18 protein-coding genes are annotated in these 18,590 nt (G+C 38.8%); 17 read left to right on the plus strand and 1 reads right to left on the minus strand.

The genetic code is table 11. The annotated features are described in order from the left end of the window. Positions 1-5: 5 nt before the first annotated feature. Positions 6-1,556, minus strand: a complete 1,551-nt coding sequence (gene porX / locus G3567_RS08860; RefSeq protein WP_164004970.1) for a T9SS response regulator signal transducer PorX — start codon at positions 1,554-1,556, stop codon at positions 6-8. A 38-nt stretch (positions 1,557-1,594) separates the two neighbouring features. Between porX and G3567_RS08865 the strand changes: the two genes are divergently transcribed. The 17 genes from G3567_RS08865 (at position 1,595) to hisA (ending at position 18,581) form a co-directional block, all read left to right on the plus strand. Continuing rightward, on the plus strand, positions 1,595-2,824 hold the full coding sequence (locus tag G3567_RS08865) for an HD domain-containing protein (RefSeq protein WP_164004971.1): 1,230 nt from the start codon (positions 1,595-1,597) through the stop codon (positions 2,822-2,824). Positions 2,825-2,848: 24 nt separating this feature from the next. Then, positions 2,849-3,883: a UDP-3-O-(3-hydroxymyristoyl)glucosamine N-acyltransferase gene (gene lpxD, locus G3567_RS08870; protein WP_164004972.1), complete on the plus strand. Its 1,035-nt coding sequence runs from the start codon at positions 2,849-2,851 to the stop codon at positions 3,881-3,883. After that, positions 3,870-5,264: a bifunctional UDP-3-O-[3-hydroxymyristoyl] N-acetylglucosamine deacetylase/3-hydroxyacyl-ACP dehydratase gene (locus G3567_RS08875; RefSeq protein ID WP_164004973.1), complete on the plus strand. Its 1,395-nt coding sequence runs from the start codon at positions 3,870-3,872 to the stop codon at positions 5,262-5,264. The genes lpxD and G3567_RS08875 overlap by 14 nt, the downstream gene beginning before the upstream one ends. Before the next feature lies 1 nt (position 5,265). Beyond that, complete coding sequence (gene lpxA / locus G3567_RS08880; RefSeq protein WP_164004974.1) at positions 5,266-6,048, plus strand: acyl-ACP--UDP-N-acetylglucosamine O-acyltransferase; 783 nt, start codon at positions 5,266-5,268, stop codon at positions 6,046-6,048. 7 nt (positions 6,049-6,055) lie between these two features. Continuing rightward, a complete protein-coding gene (gene efp, locus G3567_RS08885) occupies positions 6,056-6,622 on the plus strand; it encodes an elongation factor P (RefSeq protein WP_164004975.1) in 567 nt (188 codons plus the stop codon). 10 nt (positions 6,623-6,632) lie between these two features. Next, the gene (locus G3567_RS08890; RefSeq protein WP_164004976.1) at positions 6,633-7,568 is read left to right on the plus strand and encodes a UDP-3-O-(3-hydroxymyristoyl)glucosamine N-acyltransferase; all 936 of its coding nucleotides are present in this window, start codon (positions 6,633-6,635) and stop codon (positions 7,566-7,568) included. Further along, positions 7,565-7,975 (plus strand): nuclear transport factor 2 family protein, encoded by a 411-nt coding sequence (locus tag G3567_RS08895; RefSeq protein ID WP_164004977.1) that lies wholly within the window; start codon positions 7,565-7,567, stop codon positions 7,973-7,975. Before G3567_RS08890 ends, G3567_RS08895 begins: the two co-directional genes overlap by 4 nt. Before the next feature lie 74 nt (positions 7,976-8,049). Beyond that, positions 8,050-8,925: a succinate--CoA ligase subunit alpha gene (gene sucD, locus G3567_RS08900; protein WP_164004978.1), complete on the plus strand. Its 876-nt coding sequence runs from the start codon at positions 8,050-8,052 to the stop codon at positions 8,923-8,925. Positions 8,926-8,988: 63 nt separating this feature from the next. Next, positions 8,989-9,735, plus strand: a complete 747-nt coding sequence (gene fabG, locus G3567_RS08905) for a 3-oxoacyl-[acyl-carrier-protein] reductase (protein ID WP_164004979.1) — start codon at positions 8,989-8,991, stop codon at positions 9,733-9,735. Positions 9,736-9,741: 6 nt separating this feature from the next. Continuing rightward, the gene (locus G3567_RS08910) at positions 9,742-11,754 is read left to right on the plus strand and encodes a hypothetical protein (protein ID WP_235923531.1); all 2,013 of its coding nucleotides are present in this window, start codon (positions 9,742-9,744) and stop codon (positions 11,752-11,754) included. 11 nt (positions 11,755-11,765) lie between these two features. Then, entirely contained in the window at positions 11,766-12,581 is an 816-nt protein-coding gene (locus G3567_RS08915; RefSeq protein ID WP_164004980.1) for a prohibitin family protein, read from the plus strand. 207 nt (positions 12,582-12,788) lie between these two features. Beyond that, positions 12,789-13,646 carry an ATP phosphoribosyltransferase gene (gene hisG / locus G3567_RS08920; RefSeq protein ID WP_164004981.1) on the plus strand — a complete coding sequence of 286 codons (858 nt, stop codon included), beginning with the start codon at positions 12,789-12,791 and terminating at the stop codon, positions 13,644-13,646. Beyond that, complete coding sequence (hisD, locus tag G3567_RS08925) at positions 13,646-14,935, plus strand: histidinol dehydrogenase (RefSeq protein WP_164004982.1); 1,290 nt, start codon at positions 13,646-13,648, stop codon at positions 14,933-14,935. The genes hisG and hisD overlap by 1 nt, the downstream gene beginning before the upstream one ends. 9 nt (positions 14,936-14,944) lie before the next feature. Then, positions 14,945-15,985 (plus strand): histidinol-phosphate transaminase, encoded by a 1,041-nt coding sequence (gene hisC, locus G3567_RS08930; protein WP_164004983.1) that lies wholly within the window; start codon positions 14,945-14,947, stop codon positions 15,983-15,985. A gap of 39 nt (positions 15,986-16,024) precedes the next feature. Then, entirely contained in the window at positions 16,025-17,158 is a 1,134-nt protein-coding gene (gene hisB, locus G3567_RS08935; RefSeq protein ID WP_164004984.1) for a bifunctional histidinol-phosphatase/imidazoleglycerol-phosphate dehydratase HisB, read from the plus strand. Beyond that, positions 17,159-17,749, plus strand: a complete 591-nt coding sequence (hisH, locus tag G3567_RS08940) for an imidazole glycerol phosphate synthase subunit HisH (RefSeq protein WP_164004985.1) — start codon at positions 17,159-17,161, stop codon at positions 17,747-17,749. A gap of 106 nt (positions 17,750-17,855) precedes the next feature. Then, the gene (gene hisA / locus G3567_RS08945; RefSeq protein ID WP_164004986.1) at positions 17,856-18,581 is read left to right on the plus strand and encodes a 1-(5-phosphoribosyl)-5-[(5-phosphoribosylamino)methylideneamino]imidazole-4-carboxamide isomerase; all 726 of its coding nucleotides are present in this window, start codon (positions 17,856-17,858) and stop codon (positions 18,579-18,581) included. Positions 18,582-18,590: the final 9 nt, after the last annotated feature.

Genomic DNA, 18,590 nt, shown 5'->3' on the forward strand with positions numbered 1-18,590 from the left:
ATGTTTTATCTCGGTTCCATCACCACAAAAGGGATAATCATTTCTTCCAAAGATATACCTCCATGCTGATATGAATTTCTGTAATAGTTCACGTAATAATTATAGTTATTGGGATAGGCTAAAAAATAGTTTTCTTTAGCAAAAATAAATGAACTCGACATACTGATACTTGGTAAATTTATTTTTTTAGGATCCTTAGCAACTACCACATCTTTTTCGTTGTAGGTCAGGCTTTTACCGGTTTTATACCTCAAATTTAAACTTGTGTTTTTATCCCCAACGACTTTGGATGGGTGTTTTACATTGATGGTACCATGGTCTGTGGTCATTATCAATTTAAAACCTAGGCCTTGTGCCTGTTGAATCATATCCAGCAAAGGCGAATTTTTAAACCAGCTCTGAGTTAAGGACCGGTAGGACTTATCATTGGAAGCCAGTTCTTTGATCACTTCCAGTTCAGTTTTGGAATGGGACAGCATATCTACAAAATTATAAACCAATACGGTCAAGTCATTGTCTTTTTGGCTTCTGAAATTTTCAGCCAATTTCTTACCTTTAGAAACGTTGGTTATTTTATGATATTGAATTTTGTAGTCTTTTCCAAGTCTCTTTAGCTGGGACTCCAGGAACTCCTTTTCATACTGATTTTTGCCACCTTCCTCGGTATCATTTAACCAATATTCAGGATAAATTTTCTCCATATCTGCTGGCATTAATCCGGAAAATATGGCATTTCTGGCATACTGCGTCGCCGTAGGCAAAATACTGAAATACGGTTCTTCCTTGCTTTTCTTGTAATGGTTTGCAATGGTAGATTCGAAAGATTTCCACTGGTCGTACCTTAAATTATCCACGACGACCAGAAGTGTTGGCTGCGTTTTGGACAATTCCGGCAATATTTTAGACTTAAAAAGCGTGTGAGACAGAGTGGGGGCTTCTGAGTTTTTTTCAAACCAGCCTGGATAATTTTTCTCAATGAATTTACAAAATTGAATATTGGCTTCATTTTTTTGAGATTCAAGAATTTCGAACATGCTGCTATCCTCAACAGTTTCGAGTTCTAACTCCCAGTAAATCAGTTTAAGATAGAGATTGATCCATTCCTGATAGGAATTTACACTGGTCAGCTCAGCTGAAATCTTCCGAAATTCCTGTTGATAATTTAAAGTCGTTTTTTCTGAAATTAATCGGGAATGATCCAGATTTTTTTTAAGGCTTAATAGGATTTGATTGGGGTTGACAGGCTTTATGAGATAATCTGCAATTTTAGAGCCTATGGCCTCCTCCATAATATACTCTTCTTCACTTTTGGTAATCATAATCACCGGAAGATCACTACGCAGCGCTTTTAATTCATTCAGAGTTTCCAAACCCGTAAGGCCAGGCATGTTTTCATCTAAAAAAACAATATCAAAATTCGTTTTGGCAACTTCATCTATAGCTTCAGAACCACTCTGACAGGTCGTTACTTCATAGATTCTTTTTTCTAAAAATAATATATGTGGCTTTAAAAGATCAATCTCATCATCCACCCAGAGTACTTTTATCTTTGACATTTATAACTGTATATTTGTTTTTTAAAACCTAAATCGAATTGAATCAAAGAAACAAACTTAAAATAATAAATGATCCAATTTATGGATTTATTACCATTCCGAGTCCTTTAATTTTTGATCTCATAGAACACCCTTATTTTCAAAGATTAAGACGAATTACACAAATGGGACTTTCTCATTTGGTTTATCCGGGAGCAAATCACACCAGATTTCATCACGCCCTGGGTTGTCTTCATCTCATGAAAAAAACCCTGGACATTTTTAAATCCAAAGGGATTGAAATCACCGAGGAGGAGGAGGAAGCGGTTCTCATTGCGATTTTACTTCATGACATAGGTCATGGTCCGTTTTCTCATGCCCTGGAACACTCCATTGTGAATGATTTATCCCATGAATACCTGTCCTTAGAATTCATGAATAAATTAAATTCAGAATTCAATGGACAATTGGATTTAGCTATCGACATCTTCAGAGGAAATCATGAGAAGAAATTCCTATGCCAGCTCATTTCGAGTCAGCTGGATATAGATCGTCTCGATTATCTAAAGCGAGACAGCTTCTATACAGGCGTAGCAGAAGGAAATATCAATAGTGAGCGTCTTATCAACATGCTAAATGTCGTGGACGATGAACTCGTGGTCGAAGAAAAAGGAATTTACTCCATAGAGAAATTTCTAGTTGCCAGAAGACTGATGTACTGGCAGGTTTATTTGCACAAAACCAGCCTTTGTGCGGAACAAATCCTCATTAGATTGCTTCGAAGAGCCAAAATGGTTTTTGAAACCACCCAGGAAAACATCGAAAACTCAACCTTGAATTATTTTTTAAGGCATAAAATCGATTCTGAAAATTTTGATGAAATCACCTTAAACTTGTTTTCAAAATTGGATGATTATGACATTATATCGGCTTTAAAAGTATGGCAGCATCACGACGATTTTGTGCTGAGCAAGCTCAGCCAGATGATTCTCAATAGAGATCTGCTCAAGATTAAGTTGAGAAATGAACCCATCGATTCTGATAAACTCGAAGAATATTTGAAAAAAGTTCAGCATAATTTTAATATTTCTGAGACTGAAGCTGCGTATTTTGTATTTGAAGGCTCAACTTCAAATCTTGCTTACCAGCCTGACAAAGAACACATTAACATGTGGTATAAAAGCGGTAAAATCAAAGATGTTTCTTCAGCTTCCGATCAATTGAACCTTAAGGCACTGTCCAAAACTGTTGTCAAATATTACATATGTTACCCAAAATCCTATAATTAACCGTTTTTTTCTATTTTTGCCTCGATGAAATTTACAGCTCAACAAATAGCAGAGATACTTGATGGAGTCATTGAGGGTAATCCCAGTGCCGAAGTCGACAAGCTTTCTAAGATAGAAGAAGGAAAAGAAGGATCCCTTACTTTTTTATCCAATCCTAAATACACCCCGTATATATACGAAACTGAAGCCAGTATTTGTATAGTCAATAAAAGTTTTAAGGCTAACCAGTCCTTGTCTACGACCTTGATTAAGGTTGAGGACTCTTATGAAGCTTTTTCAAAACTTTTGGAAGTTTACAACGAAATCAAACTGGATAAAAAAGGAATTGAAACTCCAAGTTCAATTGCAGACTCGGTTAAAATGGGAAAAGAAACTTATATAGGGGCTTTTACTTATATCGGAGAGAATGTCGTTATTGGGGATAAAGTCAAAATATATCCCAATGTATATATTGGAGACAATGTGATCATCGGAGATCATGTCACCATATTTGCAGGAAGTAAAATTTATTCTGAAACTCAAATAGGGAATCATTGCACGTTTCACAGCGGAGTGATTATTGGAGCAGACGGATTTGGGTTTTCGCCTTCCGATAGCGGTGAATATTCTAAAATTCCTCAAATCGGGAATGTTATTATCGAGGATTATGTCGATATTGGAGCTGCTACTACTATAGACAGAGCAACTTTAGGCTCTACTATTATCAGAAAAGGAGTAAAACTAGATAATCAAATTCAAATAGCTCACAACGTAGAAATTGGTGAGCATACCGCCATAGCTGCACAAACGGGTATTGCCGGGTCTACCAAGATAGGCAAAAATTGCCTTATCGGAGGTCAGGTAGGGATCGCTGGTCATATAAAAATTGGTGACCGCGTTCGAATACAGGCGCAAACAGGTGTAGGAAGAAATGTAAAAGACGATGAAGCCATACAGGGCTCACCAGCTTTTGGATATAACGATTTCAACAAGTCTTATGTTCACTTTAGAAACCTGCCTAAAATTATACGTCGAATAGACATTATCGAAAAACAACTTCCCAAGAATGAAGATAACTAATCAAACAACCATTAAAAAAGAAGTTTCACTCCAGGGTGTTGGACTTCATACGGGTCAGAGTGTAACCCTAACCTTTAAGCCCGCTCCAGTAAACCATGGTTTTTGTTTCAAAAGAATGGATTTGGAAGGACAACCGGTTATTCCGGCAGATGCCGCATTGGTTACAGATACCGACCGAGGAACAAGCCTGGAAAAAAACGGGGTTGTTATTCAGACTTCAGAACATGTCCTGGCCGCCTGTGTAGGTTTGGGCATTGATAACATACTTATGGAGTTAAATGCTTCTGAACCCCCAATTATGGACGGTTCCTCCAAGTTTTTTGTAGAAGCTTTAGAAAAGGCTGGGCTGGAAGAGCAGGATGCTCCTAGGCAGGAATTTATTGTCGAGGAGGTTATTTCCTTTAAAGATGACGCAACAGGGTCTGAAATTATTGTTATGCCTGCCGACGAATATCAGGTGACGACCATGGTAGATTTTGGAACCAAAGTTTTAGGAACCCAGAACGCATACCTGAATAGTATGAGTGATTTCAAAAAAGAAATCTCAGATTCAAGAACCTTCAGTTTTTTACATGAATTAGAAGCTTTGCTTTCCAATGGACTTATAAAAGGAGGAGATCTCAACAATGCTATTGTTTACGTGGACAAAGAACTTTCTCCGGAAACCATGGAGAAATTGAAAGAAGCCTTTGGTAAAAATGAAATCTCTGTAAAACCAAATGGAATTCTGGATAATCTTACCCTTCATTATCCCAATGAGGCAGCGAGACACAAATTGTTGGATGTTATCGGTGATTTAGCTTTAGTTGGAACTCATATCAGAGGGAAAGTCATTGCCAATAAGCCGGGACATTCTATTAATACTCAGTTTGCCAAGAAATTGGCTAAAATCATCAAACTCGAGAAACGAAATAAAGTTCCTAAATTTGATCTCAATAAGCCTCCGCTTTACGATGTTACGGAGATTATGAATAGGTTGCCACACAGGCCTCCATTTTTGCTTGTTGACAAAATTTACGAATTAACTGACAAATCGGTAATTGGAACCAAAAACGTTACCATGAATGAGCCCTTTTTTGTAGGTCATTTTCCTGGTAAACCGGTCATGCCTGGTGTGCTTCAAATCGAGGCCATGGCTCAAACCGGTGGTATCCTGGCACTTAGTACCGTAGAGGATCCTGAAAATTACCTGACTTACTTTATCAAAATCGATAATGTTAAGTTCAAACAGCAAGTGGTCCCCGGGGATACACTTATATTCAAGCTGGAGCTCATAACTCCAATACGCCGTGGAATATGTCATATGCAGGGCTATGCTTATGCAAATGATAAATTAGCTTGTGAGGCTGAACTCATGGCCCAAATTGTAAAAACAAAATAACATGAATCAACCGCTAGCATACGTTCATCCAGGAGCAAAAATTGCCAAAAATGTGGTGATAGAGCCTTTTACAACCATTCATAATAATGTTGAGATTGGAGAAGGAACCTGGATTGGATCCAATGTAACTATCATGGAAGGGGCGCGTATTGGTAAAAACGTTAGTATCTTTCCGGGTGCTGTCATTTCAGCTGTACCCCAGGATAAAAAATTTGAAGACGAAGATACTATCACTGAAATTGGTGATAACACTACTATACGAGAGTGTGTTACCATCAATAGAGGGACCAGCGATAAAATGAAAACCAAAATTGGTAAAAACTGTTGGATCATGGCCTATTGCCACATCGCTCACGATTGCATTGTAGGAGACAATTGTGTATTTTCCAACAACAGTACGTTGGCTGGACACATCGTAGTAGGTGATTATGCGGTTCTTGCGGGAATGGCAGCTGTTCAGCAGTTTTGCAGCATCGGCCGTCATGCCTTTATCACAGGAGGATCCCTTGTGAGAAAAGACGTTCCTCCATTTGTAAAAGCGGGTAGAGAACCCTTATCCTATGTGGGTATAAATTCAGTGGGATTGAGACGCAGAGGCTTCGATACCGATAAAATAACAGAAATTCAAAATATTTACAGGATTCTTTACCAGAAAAATTACAATAACAGTCAGGCGGTTTCCATTATAGAAGCTGAAATGGAAGCCACTTCAGAACGAGACGAAATACTTCAGTTTATTAAGGATTCTCAGAGAGGAATCATGAAAGGATATTTTTCAAACTAATAAAATTATGGCTACAACAAGCGACATCAGAAACGGATTGTGCATCAGGTACAATCACGATATATTTAAAGTAACTGAGTTTTTACATGTCAAACCCGGAAAAGGTCCGGCTTTTGTAAGAACGAAACTTAAAAGTGTTACGACTGGCAAAGTGATAGACAATACGTTTTCAGCAGGTCATAAAATTGAGGAAGTTAGAGTTGAAACTCACAAGTATCAGTTTTTATACCAGGACGGTGAGTTTTACCACTTCATGAATGTGGAAGATTATACACAAATCAGACTGCTGGAAGCAGCTCTGGACATGCCCAATTTACTTAAAGAGGGTGAAGTCGTGACTATTTTAATCAATACGGAAGACAATTTACCTTTGTCTGTAGACATGCCACCTCACGTGGTATTGGAAGTCACCCAAACCGAACCTGGCTTAAAAGGGAATACCGCTACCAATGCAACAAAACCGGCTACTGTGGAAACCGGTGCAGAAGTGAATGTGCCTTTATTCATCAATGAAGGCGATAAGATAAAAGTGGAAACAGAGAAGGGGACTTACAAGGAGCGAATCAAAGAATAAGTCGAAATCAATGAAGTTTCCCCAACCACAAAGTCTTAAACAGATTTCTCAGCTTATACATGCTGAATTTGTTGGTCAGCCAGATTTTGAAATTTTAGGAATTAACGAAATTCATGTAGTAGAGCATGGTGACATTGTATTTGTAGATCATCCCAAATATTATGATAAGGCCTTAAAGTCCAAGGCTAGTGTGGTGTTGATCAATAAAAAAGTGGATTGCCCGGAAGGGAAAGCGCTTTTGATCTCTGAAGATCCTTTTACCGACTTTAATAAAATTACCGCTCATTTTACTCCGTTTGAAGCTTCCAGCCAGTCTATCTCAAATTCAGCAAAAATTGGAGAAAACACAATTATACAACCCAATGTGTTTATTGGTAACCATGTAAAAATTGGACAAAATTGCATCATTCACAGCAATGTTTCGATTTACGACGGTGTGGAAATCGGGAATAATGTCCAGATTCATGCCGGGACAGTTCTGGGAGCCGATGCATTTTATTATAAAAACCGTCCAAACCGCCATGACAAACTTCTGTCTGGCGGGAGTATTACAATTGAAGATGGCGTAGAAATTGGAGCGCTTTGCAGCATAGATAAAGGCGTGTCCGGTATGACTACGATAGGGGCAGGTACCAAAATCGATAATCATGTTCAGATAGGTCATGATACTGTGATTGGAAAAAAATGCCTTATCGCTTCTCAAACCGGTATTGCCGGTTGTGTGGTGATTGAGGATGAAGTCACGATCTGGGGACAGGTTGGTATTGCCAGCGGATTGAAAATAGGCAGGAAAGCAATCATTTATGCGCAGTCTGGAATCAGCAAAAATCTTAAAGCAGACACAACCTATTTTGGAACTCCGGCAGATGACATTAAAAAGAAATATAAGGAACTGGCCTACATCAACAGAATACCAGACATTATTCAAAAATTGAAAAATCTATGATTTCCGATAATAAGACCCTAGTAACTAACTTTTTTACCTCAAAATACTATAAAAATTTAGCCGATTTTGAAAAGTACATCCATCCCGACCTTAAGATTGACTGGAATAGCAGCAAGGGCTTTTTTCAATTCGACTACGAGAAATTTAAGGCAATGTCTCTGGAAATGGGTAAATCTTTTGAAAATATGTCACCCGAATTTTCCCACCTCATAGAAGAAAACGATAAAGTCTGTGCCAGATTCACCTACAACGTGGAGACGATGGAATCTCAGGATCTTATAGGATTAGCCGATTTTTTCAGCGTCTGGGAGATAAAAAACAACCAGCTTTACAGAGGCTATATCATGTCTCAACCCTGTGATGATGGCCTGGATGGTGTATTATCCTTTATTAATGACCATAATTAGACAATTAAATACTTAATAATTTTTAAGGCTCGCCTTAAAAAATTACTTTTGTTGAACAAAAATTAAACAAACTTATGAGCGTTTTAGTTAATAAAGATTCAAAAATAATTGTTCAAGGATTTACAGGGAGTGAAGGCTCTTTTCACGCTGAACAAATGATTGATTATGGAACTAACATCGTTGGTGGTGTAACTCCTGGAAAAGGTGGAACCGAACATTTGGGAAAACCGGTTTTCAATACAGTTGCAGATGCTGTTGAAAAAGTAGATGCAGATACGACGATCATTTTTGTTCCCCCAGCTTTTGCTGCAGACGCGATCATGGAAGCTGCAGATGCCGGAATCAAAGTCATTATCACCATTACGGAAGGAATTCCAGTGAAGGATATGATCAAGGCTTCAAATTACATTAAAAGCAAAGACTGCAGACTTATAGGCCCTAACTGTCCTGGTGTAATCACTCCGGGTGAAGCTAAAGTTGGTATTATGCCAGGTTTTGTTTTCAAAAAAGGGACAGTAGGTATTGTTTCCAAATCCGGAACACTGACCTATGAAGCTGCTGACCAGGTGGTGAAAGAAGGATTTGGCATCACAACGGCTATTGGAATTGGCGGAGATCCTATTATTGGAACCACAACCAAAGATGCAGTTGAATTGCTGGTTAATGATTCAGAGACCGAATGTGTCGTTATGATTGGAGAAATTGGCGGTCAATTGGAAGCCGAGGCTGCAAAATGGTACAAAGAAAGCGGCAGTAAAAAACCTGTCATTGGTTTTATCGCTGGTGAAACTGCTCCTGCCGGAAGAACCATGGGACATGCTGGTGCCATTGTAGGCGGAAGTGAAGATACGGCTCAGGCAAAGAAAAAAATCTTAAAGGATTCTGGAATACACGTTGTAGATTCTCCTGCGGAAATCGGCAAAAAAGTAGCAGAAGTCTTATCTAAATAATACTATATTTTAAAGCCTTTGGTTATTGATCAAGGGCTTTTTTATACATAAATCTGAAGCTATATGAAACTACTCGATTCAAAAAATGTAATTATTACAGGAGGCAGCCGTGGAATTGGCAAAGGCATTGCCGAAGTTTTTGCAAAGCATGGAGCCAATGTCGCTTTTACATACAATTCGTCTTCAAGTTCGGCTCAGGAACTGGAAGATCACTTAAAAACCTTTGGTGTTCAGGCAAAAGCCTATCAATCTGACGCTTCCGATTTTGATCAGGCCCAGAAACTGGCTGAGGATATCCTTAAAGACTTTGGCAGCATAGATGTATTGATAAACAATGCGGGGATTACCAAGGACAATTTACTGATGCGAATGAGTGCAGAGGATTTTGATCAGGTGATCAAAGTCAATCTGAATTCTGTCTTCAACCTGACTAAGGCAGTTTTAAGACCTATGTTAAAACAAAGACACGGCAGTATCATCAACATCAGTTCTGTTGTCGGAATAAAAGGTAATGCGGGTCAGGCCAACTATTCTGCTTCCAAGGCCGGAATTATTGGGTTTTCCAAATCTGTAGCTTTAGAACTTGGATCCCGAAATATCCGCTCCAATGTGGTCGCCCCTGGTTTTATAGAGACCGAAATGACCGAAAAACTTGACGAGAAGACCGTAGAGGGCTGGAGGCAAGCCATTCCATTAAAACGCGGTGGACAGCCTGAAGATATTGCCAATGCCTGCGTTTTCCTTGCAAGTGACATGAGTTCTTATATCACCGGACAAACCTTAAGTGTAGATGGTGGGATGTTAACCTAACAACGAATGATGACAAGTCAACTTTTGCTATTGCTTTTTTTAAATTCTGCATGTGCATTGGGTTTGACCTTGGTCTTATATCGAAATATACGCAAAGACAAAACTCAAAGAGTTCTCGCACTCTTTAGATTTTTGTCTTTTTTTTTGCTGGGACTTTTACTCATCAATCCGGAAATCGAGGCTACACAGTATAGCCTTGACAAGCCAAAACTGATTTTTGCTTTCGATAATTCAGAATCTGTAAAACAGGTCGCAGCCCCTTCAGAACTCAATGCTCTGTTTGAGCAACTGAAGAGTGATGAAGGCTTAAACGAAAGTTATGATCTAAACTTTTTAAAGTTTGGATCAGGCTTAAGTTCCCTTTCAGACAGCCTGTCTTTTTCTGAAACGTCTACCGATATTTCAAAAGTCATCGATTATGCGAATACCCTAAAAGAACCAGAAACCTCCTTTGTGCTGATCACCGATGGTAATCAAACCTTGGGTAAAGACTATAATTTCAACGCTTTCAATTCCAAACTCTATGCGGATGTTTTGATTATTGGAGATACAACGCGCTTTATTGATTCTAAAATAGATTTGATCAATCTCAATACCTATGCTTATTTCAAAAATAAGTTTCCGGTTGAAATTTTTGTTAGTCAAAACACGGCTCAGCCCACTAGCCAAACCTTAAGCCTAAGTGAGAATGGTACTGTTTTAGCCCAAAAAACGCTTGAAATTCCCTCTAAAAGTTCTGTAAAAACTGAATTTATCCTTACGGCTGAACCTGTTGGAATGAAGGTCTTAAACGTGGAGTTAGAGCCTCTTTCAGAAGAAATAAACCCACTCAATAATCAAAAAACAGTTTCTGTAGAGGTTATAGATTCAAGATCCAGAATACTCCTGGTGTCAGATTTTCTGCATCCGGATATTGGTTTTTTCAACAGGGTACTGGAATCTGATAAAGATTTGGAATTGGTTTACAAAACCACGGAGGAAGTCAGTACGATTTCAGAGTACGATTTAGTTATTTTCTATCAGCCTCAGGCGTCATTCCGGAATTTAATTCGTCAGGCTAAGAAAAATACAATAAATCACCTCATTATTGGAGGTTCACATACGGATTACAGCCTGTTGAACAGTTTAAATCTTGGCTTTCAAAAAGAAGTGATCTCCTCTACGGAAGAGTATGCTCCGGTGTTAAATCCCGATTTTAGCTTATTCCTTGTCAAGGATTTGAATATTGATATCTACCCGCCGCTTAAAGATAAGTTTGGGGATATACAGTTCAACACAACCTATTCAACACTATTAGGCAAGCAAATGAATGGAATTGCTGTAGACTCCCCCTTATGGATTTTCAATACAGATCAGGTCAAGCAATCCGTTTTGTTTGGTGAAAACCTCTGGAAGTGGAGGGCAAAGCACTATCTGGAAAATGCATCGTTCACTAAGTTTGACCAGGCTTTCCAGAGAATCATTCAGTTTTTAGCCCAGTCCAAATCCAAAAACAAGCTTAGCGTTGATGTGGAACCTGTTATCAGTTCGGGAGAAAATCAATTCATAAAAGTTAAGTATTACAATGAAAACTTTGAGAGTGATACGCGATTTAACTTTGACATAACACTCGAAAATATTGATTCGGGGCAGGTGGAAGCCTTCAGATTATTAAAAGACGAGGAGGCCTATAGTTTTGATTTGTCAAAACTGGAACCCGGGTTTTATTCCTATAAAATTCAAAGTAATGAAGTTGAACCGTCAAAGGAGGGGCAATTCCAAGTCTTGGAGTATTCAAGTGAAATGCAATCGATGAACGCGGATATTCAAAGCCTAAGCAAACTCGTATCCAATGATAATCTTTACGCCTTTGCTAACCGAACAAAATTGATTTCAGATTTAAAAGCACAGAAGCCTAAACCAATTCAAAAATCTATCAAAAAATCAGATAGTTTAATCAATTTTGAATGGCTTATCCTTTTATTAGCTTTAACTTTGAGTTTAGAATGGCTTTTTAGAAAATATAAAGGCCTAATTTAAATTTTATTATCATGGAAAGATTACCTAAAGCGATTGTACCAATCATAATAGTTGTTGTTATCGCCATCATTTTTATTTCTAACTCTACTGTAAATATCAACTCGGGTGAAGCTGGAGTTTTATTTAAACGTTTTGGTGGAGGTGTTGTGACCGATGAAGCCCCTATGAAAGAAGGATTTCATATTGTAGCTCCCTGGAACACAGTGTTTATTTATGAAGTGAGACAACAAACCATAGACGAGTCTATGCAAGTTTTATCTTCAAACGGACTGGATATTAAACTGGATGCTACCATTTGGTTTGAACCCACTTATGACCAACTGGGATTACTACACAAGGAAAGAGGTGAAGATTATATCTCCAGGTTAATTCAGCCTGCGGTGAGATCCGCCACAAGATCTGTTGTTGGACGTTACAAGCCTGAAGAGCTATATGCTCAAAAAAGAGAGTCTATTCAAAATGAAATGTATGATGAAACTCAGCAATTGTTGAAAAATCAGTACGTACAGGTAAACAGAATTCTTGTTAGAGATGTTTCTCTTCCACCTACAATTAAGCAGGCTATTGAAAGAAAACTGAAGCAGGAACAGGAATCTTTGGAGTATGAATTTCGTCTAGAAAAAGCGACCAAAGAGAAACGTCGTCAGGAAATTGAAGCTGAAGGTAAGGCCAGAGCCAACAGAATTTTGGATGCTTCACTTTCTGATAAGATTTTAAGAGAGAAAGGAATTCAAGCTACTGTTGAGTTATCAAAATCCGAAAATGCAAAAGTTATTGTGATAGGATCTGGAAAAGAAGGATTGCCAATCATCTTAGGCAACAATTAATTTTCTCTTAAAAGCTAAAAAGCGTTTTAAGAATACAATAATTAGTTTAAATTTGCACAGCAATGAAGTTACATACTCTACATCATTATTTACCTAGCTCGCTCAAAGCGGTTGGAATGTAATATGTAGAATTTAACACATATACAATACCCGTTTGAGCCAAAAGCTTTAACGGGTTTTTTATTTTAAAAATTTGAAGAATTTAACATGGAAAAATTAAGAATTGCTATTCAAAAATCTGGTCGACTTAATGAGGAATCATTAAAGATTTTAAAAGACTGCGGAATTTCTATCAATAATGGGAGAGATCAATTGAAAGTAGATGCTTCCAATTTTCCGCTTGAAATCTATTACTTAAGGAACGGAGATATCCCTCAGTATTTAAGAGATGGCATTGCCGACCTGGCTATTCTAGGTGAGAATCTGCTCCACGAGAAAGGAGAAGACCTAATCATTCAAAAAAGGCTGGGATTTTCAAAATGCAAAGTCTCTCTTGCTATACCAAAGCAATCTGAAATGAAAAGTGTCAAAGACCTCGAGGGCAAGCAAATCGCTACCTCATATCCAAACACGCTTCAAAAGTATCTTGACAAACACAGCGTTAAGGCAAACATTCACCTGATTACAGGCTCGGTAGAGATCGCACCAAATATCGGTCTGGCGGATGCTATATGTGATATCGTATCCAGCGGGAGTACGCTTTTCAAAAATAACCTAAAAGAGTCTGATGTTATTTTAAACAGTGAAGCTGTTTTGGCGAGTTCACCAAGTCTAACAGCTGAAAAGCAACACATCTTAGACAAACTCCTGTTTAGAATTGATGCGGTACTGAGAGCTGAAAATTCCAAATACGTGCTGCTGAATGCCCCTAATGACAAACTTGATGAAATCATCAAAATTTTACCAGGAATGAAGAGTCCAACGGTAATGCCGCTGGCAGAAACCAACTGGAGTTCTGTGCATACAGTTCTTCAGCAGGAAAAATTTTGGGAAATAATAGACGAGCTGAAATCAGCCGGAGCTGAGAGTATTCTTGTAAGTCCAATCGAAAAAATGATCTTATAATGAAAACCATACAATTTCCGAAGAAAGAGGACTGGAATGAGTTATTGAAACGGCCTACCCGAACATTTAAAGACATCGAAAACACCGTCGATGATATTTTCAAAAACATACAACAGGGTGGAGATCAGGCTGTCCTGAAGTACACCAGTATGTTTGACGGGGTAGATTTAAAAAGCTTTGAGGTTAGCGCTGAAGAAATCGACCAGGCACAAAGCCAGGTTTCTGATCCGTTAAAATCTGCGATTCAACTTGCCAAATCAAATATTCATAAGTTTCATGAAGCTCAGAAAACGGAGCCTGTGAAAGTGGAAACTCAGCCAGGTGTAACCTGCTGGCAGACCAAAAAACCCATTCAAAAAGTAGGCTTATATATCCCGGGGGGAACGGCACCCTTATTTTCCACCATTCTTATGCTGGCTGTCCCTGCCAAAATTGCCGGTTGTAATGAAATTGTGTTATGCACACCACCGGATAAGCAAGGTAATATCAATCCCGTTACCTTATATACAGCAAAGCTTTGCGGCATTGATAAAGTATTCAAAGTGGGGGGTATACAGGCGATTGGTGCCATGACCTTTGGAACAGAAACCATTCCTAAGGTTTATAAAATCTTTGGACCGGGGAACCAGTATGTGACCGTTGCGAAACAAGTCGCTACAACCTTTGATGTGGCTATTGATATGCCCGCTGGTCCATCTGAACTTCTGGTTGTGGCCGATGAAACTGCTAACCCGGAGTTTGTAGCTTCAGATTTGCTGAGTCAGGCAGAGCACGGTTTTGACTCCCAGGTGGTTTTGGTTTCTACGGATGAGGCTACGATAGATAAGGTGAAAACAGCGATTGAAAACCAGCTGAAAGAACTTCCCAGAAAGGAGATGGCAACCAAAGCGATAGAAAATTCGAAATTTGTACTGGTAAAAGATCAGACATCAGCTTTGGAACTAATTGATTTTTACGGACCAGAACACTTTATCATTTCGACTAAAAACGATGATTATTTTGTAGAACATATCAATAATGCCGGCTCTGTGTTTATAGGGAAGTATACGCCGGAAAGTGCGGGAGATTACGCTTCCGGGACCAACCATACCCTGCCTACCAACGGGTATGCAAAGCAGTACAGCGGTGTAAATTTAGATAGTTTCAACAAAGCGATTACCTATCAAAAAATAACAGAGGAAGGAATTAGGAATATAGGTGAAGCGGTAGAGCTGATGGCAGAAGCCGAAGGTTTGCAGGCTCACAAAAACGCGATGACCTTGCGAAGAAATGAGGTCGAGAATAAATAATACAAGACTATGATTTTAGATAACCTGATAAGAGAAAATGTGAAGAATATGTCCGCCTATTCTTCTGCCCGGGACGAATTCAATGCCGCTGCTGATGACTTCCTGTTTTTGGATGCCAATGAAAACCCCTTTGATACAGACTATAACCGATACCCCGATCCTTATCAACATCGGCTAAAAGCTGCAATTTCTGACATCAAACAGATTCCAAAAGAAAATATTATCCTTGGAAACGGCAGTGATGAAGTTTTGGATTTGATTTTTAGAGCCTTCTGTGAGCCTAATCAGGATGAAATTATCACCATGCCACCCACCTATGGCATGTATGAGGTCTTGGCAAATCTCAACGCCATTAAAACAGTAGCGGTTCCGCTTAAAAAAGGGTTTCAAATCGATGTGGATGCCGTACGCTCTTCCATCACAGAACAGACGAAATTGATTTTTATTTGTTCGCCGAACAATCCCTCTGGAAATCTTCTTCAGATCAACGATATCAAAATCATATTGGATGAATTTTCCGGTTTGGTGGTGATTGACGAAGCCTATATTGATTTTGCCGCGAATAGTTCTTTTATTTCAGAATTGAATGATTATCCCAATCTGATTATTACGCAGACCTTTTCAAAAGGCCTTGCACATGCGGGCATTCGCGTAGGAATGTGCTTCGCCAGTGAACGCATCATCTCCGTGCTCAATAAAATCAAACCGCCTTACAATATCAATCAGTTGAGTCAAAGTAAGGCCCTGGAGGTTATTCAAAGTTTTGAAACCTACCTGTTCCAGATAGAAATTGTAAAATCTGAACGTGAACTCCTTTCTGAAGCATTCAAAACCATAAGCTGGATTCAACATATTTATCCCTCTGAATCTAACTTTTTACTGTGTAAAGTTGATGATGCCAATTACAGGTACAAACAACTATTAGAGCAAAAAATAGTAGTCAGGAATCGAACAAATCAGCATCTTTGTGAAAATTGTTTGAGATTCACGGTTGGAACTCCAGAGCAGAATCAAACCTTGATTAAGGTTTTAAAACAGCTGGATTCATAATGATTTAGTTTACGTGAGCGCATTAAAAAAAAATAATAGATGAAAAAGGTTTTATTTATAGACAGAGACGGAACGCTTATCAAAGAACCGGCCGATGAGCAAATCGATAGCTTTGAAAAGTTAGATTTTTACCCGGAGGTATTTACATACATGCATAAAATCGCCGCAGAACTAGATTACGAGTTGGTAATGATTACCAATCAGGATGGCCTAGGGACTGATGTTTACCCTGAAAACACGTTCTGGCCGGTTCAAAACTTCATCATGCATACCTTCGAGAATGAAGGGGTTCACTTTGAAGATGTGTATATTGATAAAACCTTTCCCGAAGACAATGCGCCTACACGAAAGCCTAAAACCGGACTGCTGACCAGGTATTTCGAATCCGACTATGATCTTGAAAATTCATTTGTCATAGGCGATCGAATGACCGATGTAGAATTGGCTAAAAACCTTGGGGCTAAAGGTATTTTTATAGATAACAAAACCAATTTAGGTGAAGGAGAAACCGAAAATTCACAATCTGAACTGGAAACCCATATCGCTTTAAGGACAGATTCCTGGAAAGTTATTTATAGTTTCCTGAAACTGGAAACCAGGACAGCAAGCCTTAAGCGAACCACCAAAGAAACCGATATAGAGGTCAGAATTAATCTGGATGGAACAGGAAAAAGTGATATCTCTACCGGAATCCATTTTTTTGATCATATGATAGATCAAATCGCCAGACATGGGCATATAGATATTGAACTCCTCGCCAAAGGTGATCTTGAAGTGGATGAACATCACACCATCGAAGACGTCGCTATTGTTTTAGGTGAAGTTTTTGCCAAAGCTATAGGCAACAAACTCGGTATTGAGCGCTATGGATTTTGTTTGCCCATGGACGACAGCTTAGCCCAGGTCGCTATAGACTTTGGTGGAAGAAACTGGCTGGTTTGGGATGCTGAATTTAAGCGAGAGAAAATCGGTGAAATGCCTACTGAAATGTTTTTGCACTTTTTTAAATCCTTTACCGATGGTGCCAGGTGTAATCTTAACATAAAAGCTGAAGGGGATAACGAGCATCATAAAATTGAAGCTATTTTCAAAGCCTTTGCTAAATCCATTAAGATGGCGGTTAAGCGCGACGCTGAAAAAATGATTTTACCAAGTACAAAAGGACAACTTTAAATGAAAATAGCCATTATAGATTACGGAGCGGGAAATGTAAAAAGCATTGAATTTGCGTTGCAGCGTTTAGGATTCGAATCTGAATTGACCAGTGATGCCAAAACAATTAAAGCTGCAGACCGGGTTATTTTTCCGGGTGTCGGCGAAGCCAGCAGTGCTATGCAGATGCTGAGACGAACAGGTTTGGACACGCTCATCCCCAAACTGAAACAGCCTGTTTTAGGCATTTGCCTGGGTATGCAACTCATGTGTAAGCACTGTGAAGAAGGCGATACGAAAGGTTTAGGCATATTTGATGTGAATGTGGTCAAATTCAATACAAACCTGAAAGTTCCTCAGGTGGGCTGGAATACTATTTTCAACTTAAAGTCAGCCTTGTTTAAAAGCGTTGAGGAAAATTCCTATATGTATCTGGTTCACAGTTATTATGTTCCAACCTACAATAACAGCATAGCCACTTCAGATTATGGTTTAGAGTATAGCGTGGCCCTTCATAAAGATAATTTTTATGGCGTTCAGTTCCATCCTGAAAAGTCAGGACAAATAGGGGAACAGGTTTTGGAGAATTTTATAGTCAATTGTAATAAGTAAATAGTATTTAGTAAAATGTAAGCAGCACAAGAAATTAGAGCCTAAGAAAAGGCGCTGAAACTTACTGTAAACTAAGAACGAATAACAATAAACGAACAACAAGAAGATGAGAATAATACCGGCGATAGATATCATTGAGGGTCAGTGTGTAAGGCTTTCCAAGGGGGATTACGATACCAAAAAGGTGTATAATGAAAACCCACTGGAAGTCGCCAAGGCTTTTGAGGACAGTGGCATCGAATATTTGCATCTTGTGGATCTGGACGGCGCTAAGTCAAAACACATCGTGAATCATAAGATTCTTGAAAGCATTGCGACGCATACCCGTTTAAAAATTGATTTTGGGGGTGGATTGAAGTCCGATAAAGATCTTCAAATCGCATTTGAAAGCGGTGCTCAGCAAATAACTGGAGGAAGTATTGCTGTCACCAACAAATCCCTGTTTCTGGATTGGGTGGCCAGATTTGGTTCACATAAAATCATTCTTGGTGCCGATGCCAAAGACGGAAAGATTGCCACCGGAGGCTGGAAAGAATCCTCAGATCTTAATATTGAGACGTTTATCAGGGACTTTGTGGATGAAGGGATTGAATACGTTATTTCAACAGATATATCTAAAGATGGCATGTTAGAGGGACCTTCGGTAGATCTTTATGTCTCTATACTTCAAAATAATCCTGAGCTCAAACTCATCGCCTCAGGCGGCATTTCAGGTTTACAGGATTTAGAGGATGTTTACGAAATTGGCTGTGAAGGCGTTATCATTGGAAAAGCCATTTATGAAAATAGAATCAGCTTAAAGGAATTGGAAAGATTTATTTTAGAACACTAAAAAAAAAAG

The sequence above is a fragment of the Psychroflexus aurantiacus genome (assembly GCF_010820555.1).
GTDB lineage: Bacteria > Bacteroidota > Bacteroidia > Flavobacteriales > Flavobacteriaceae > Psychroflexus > Psychroflexus aurantiacus.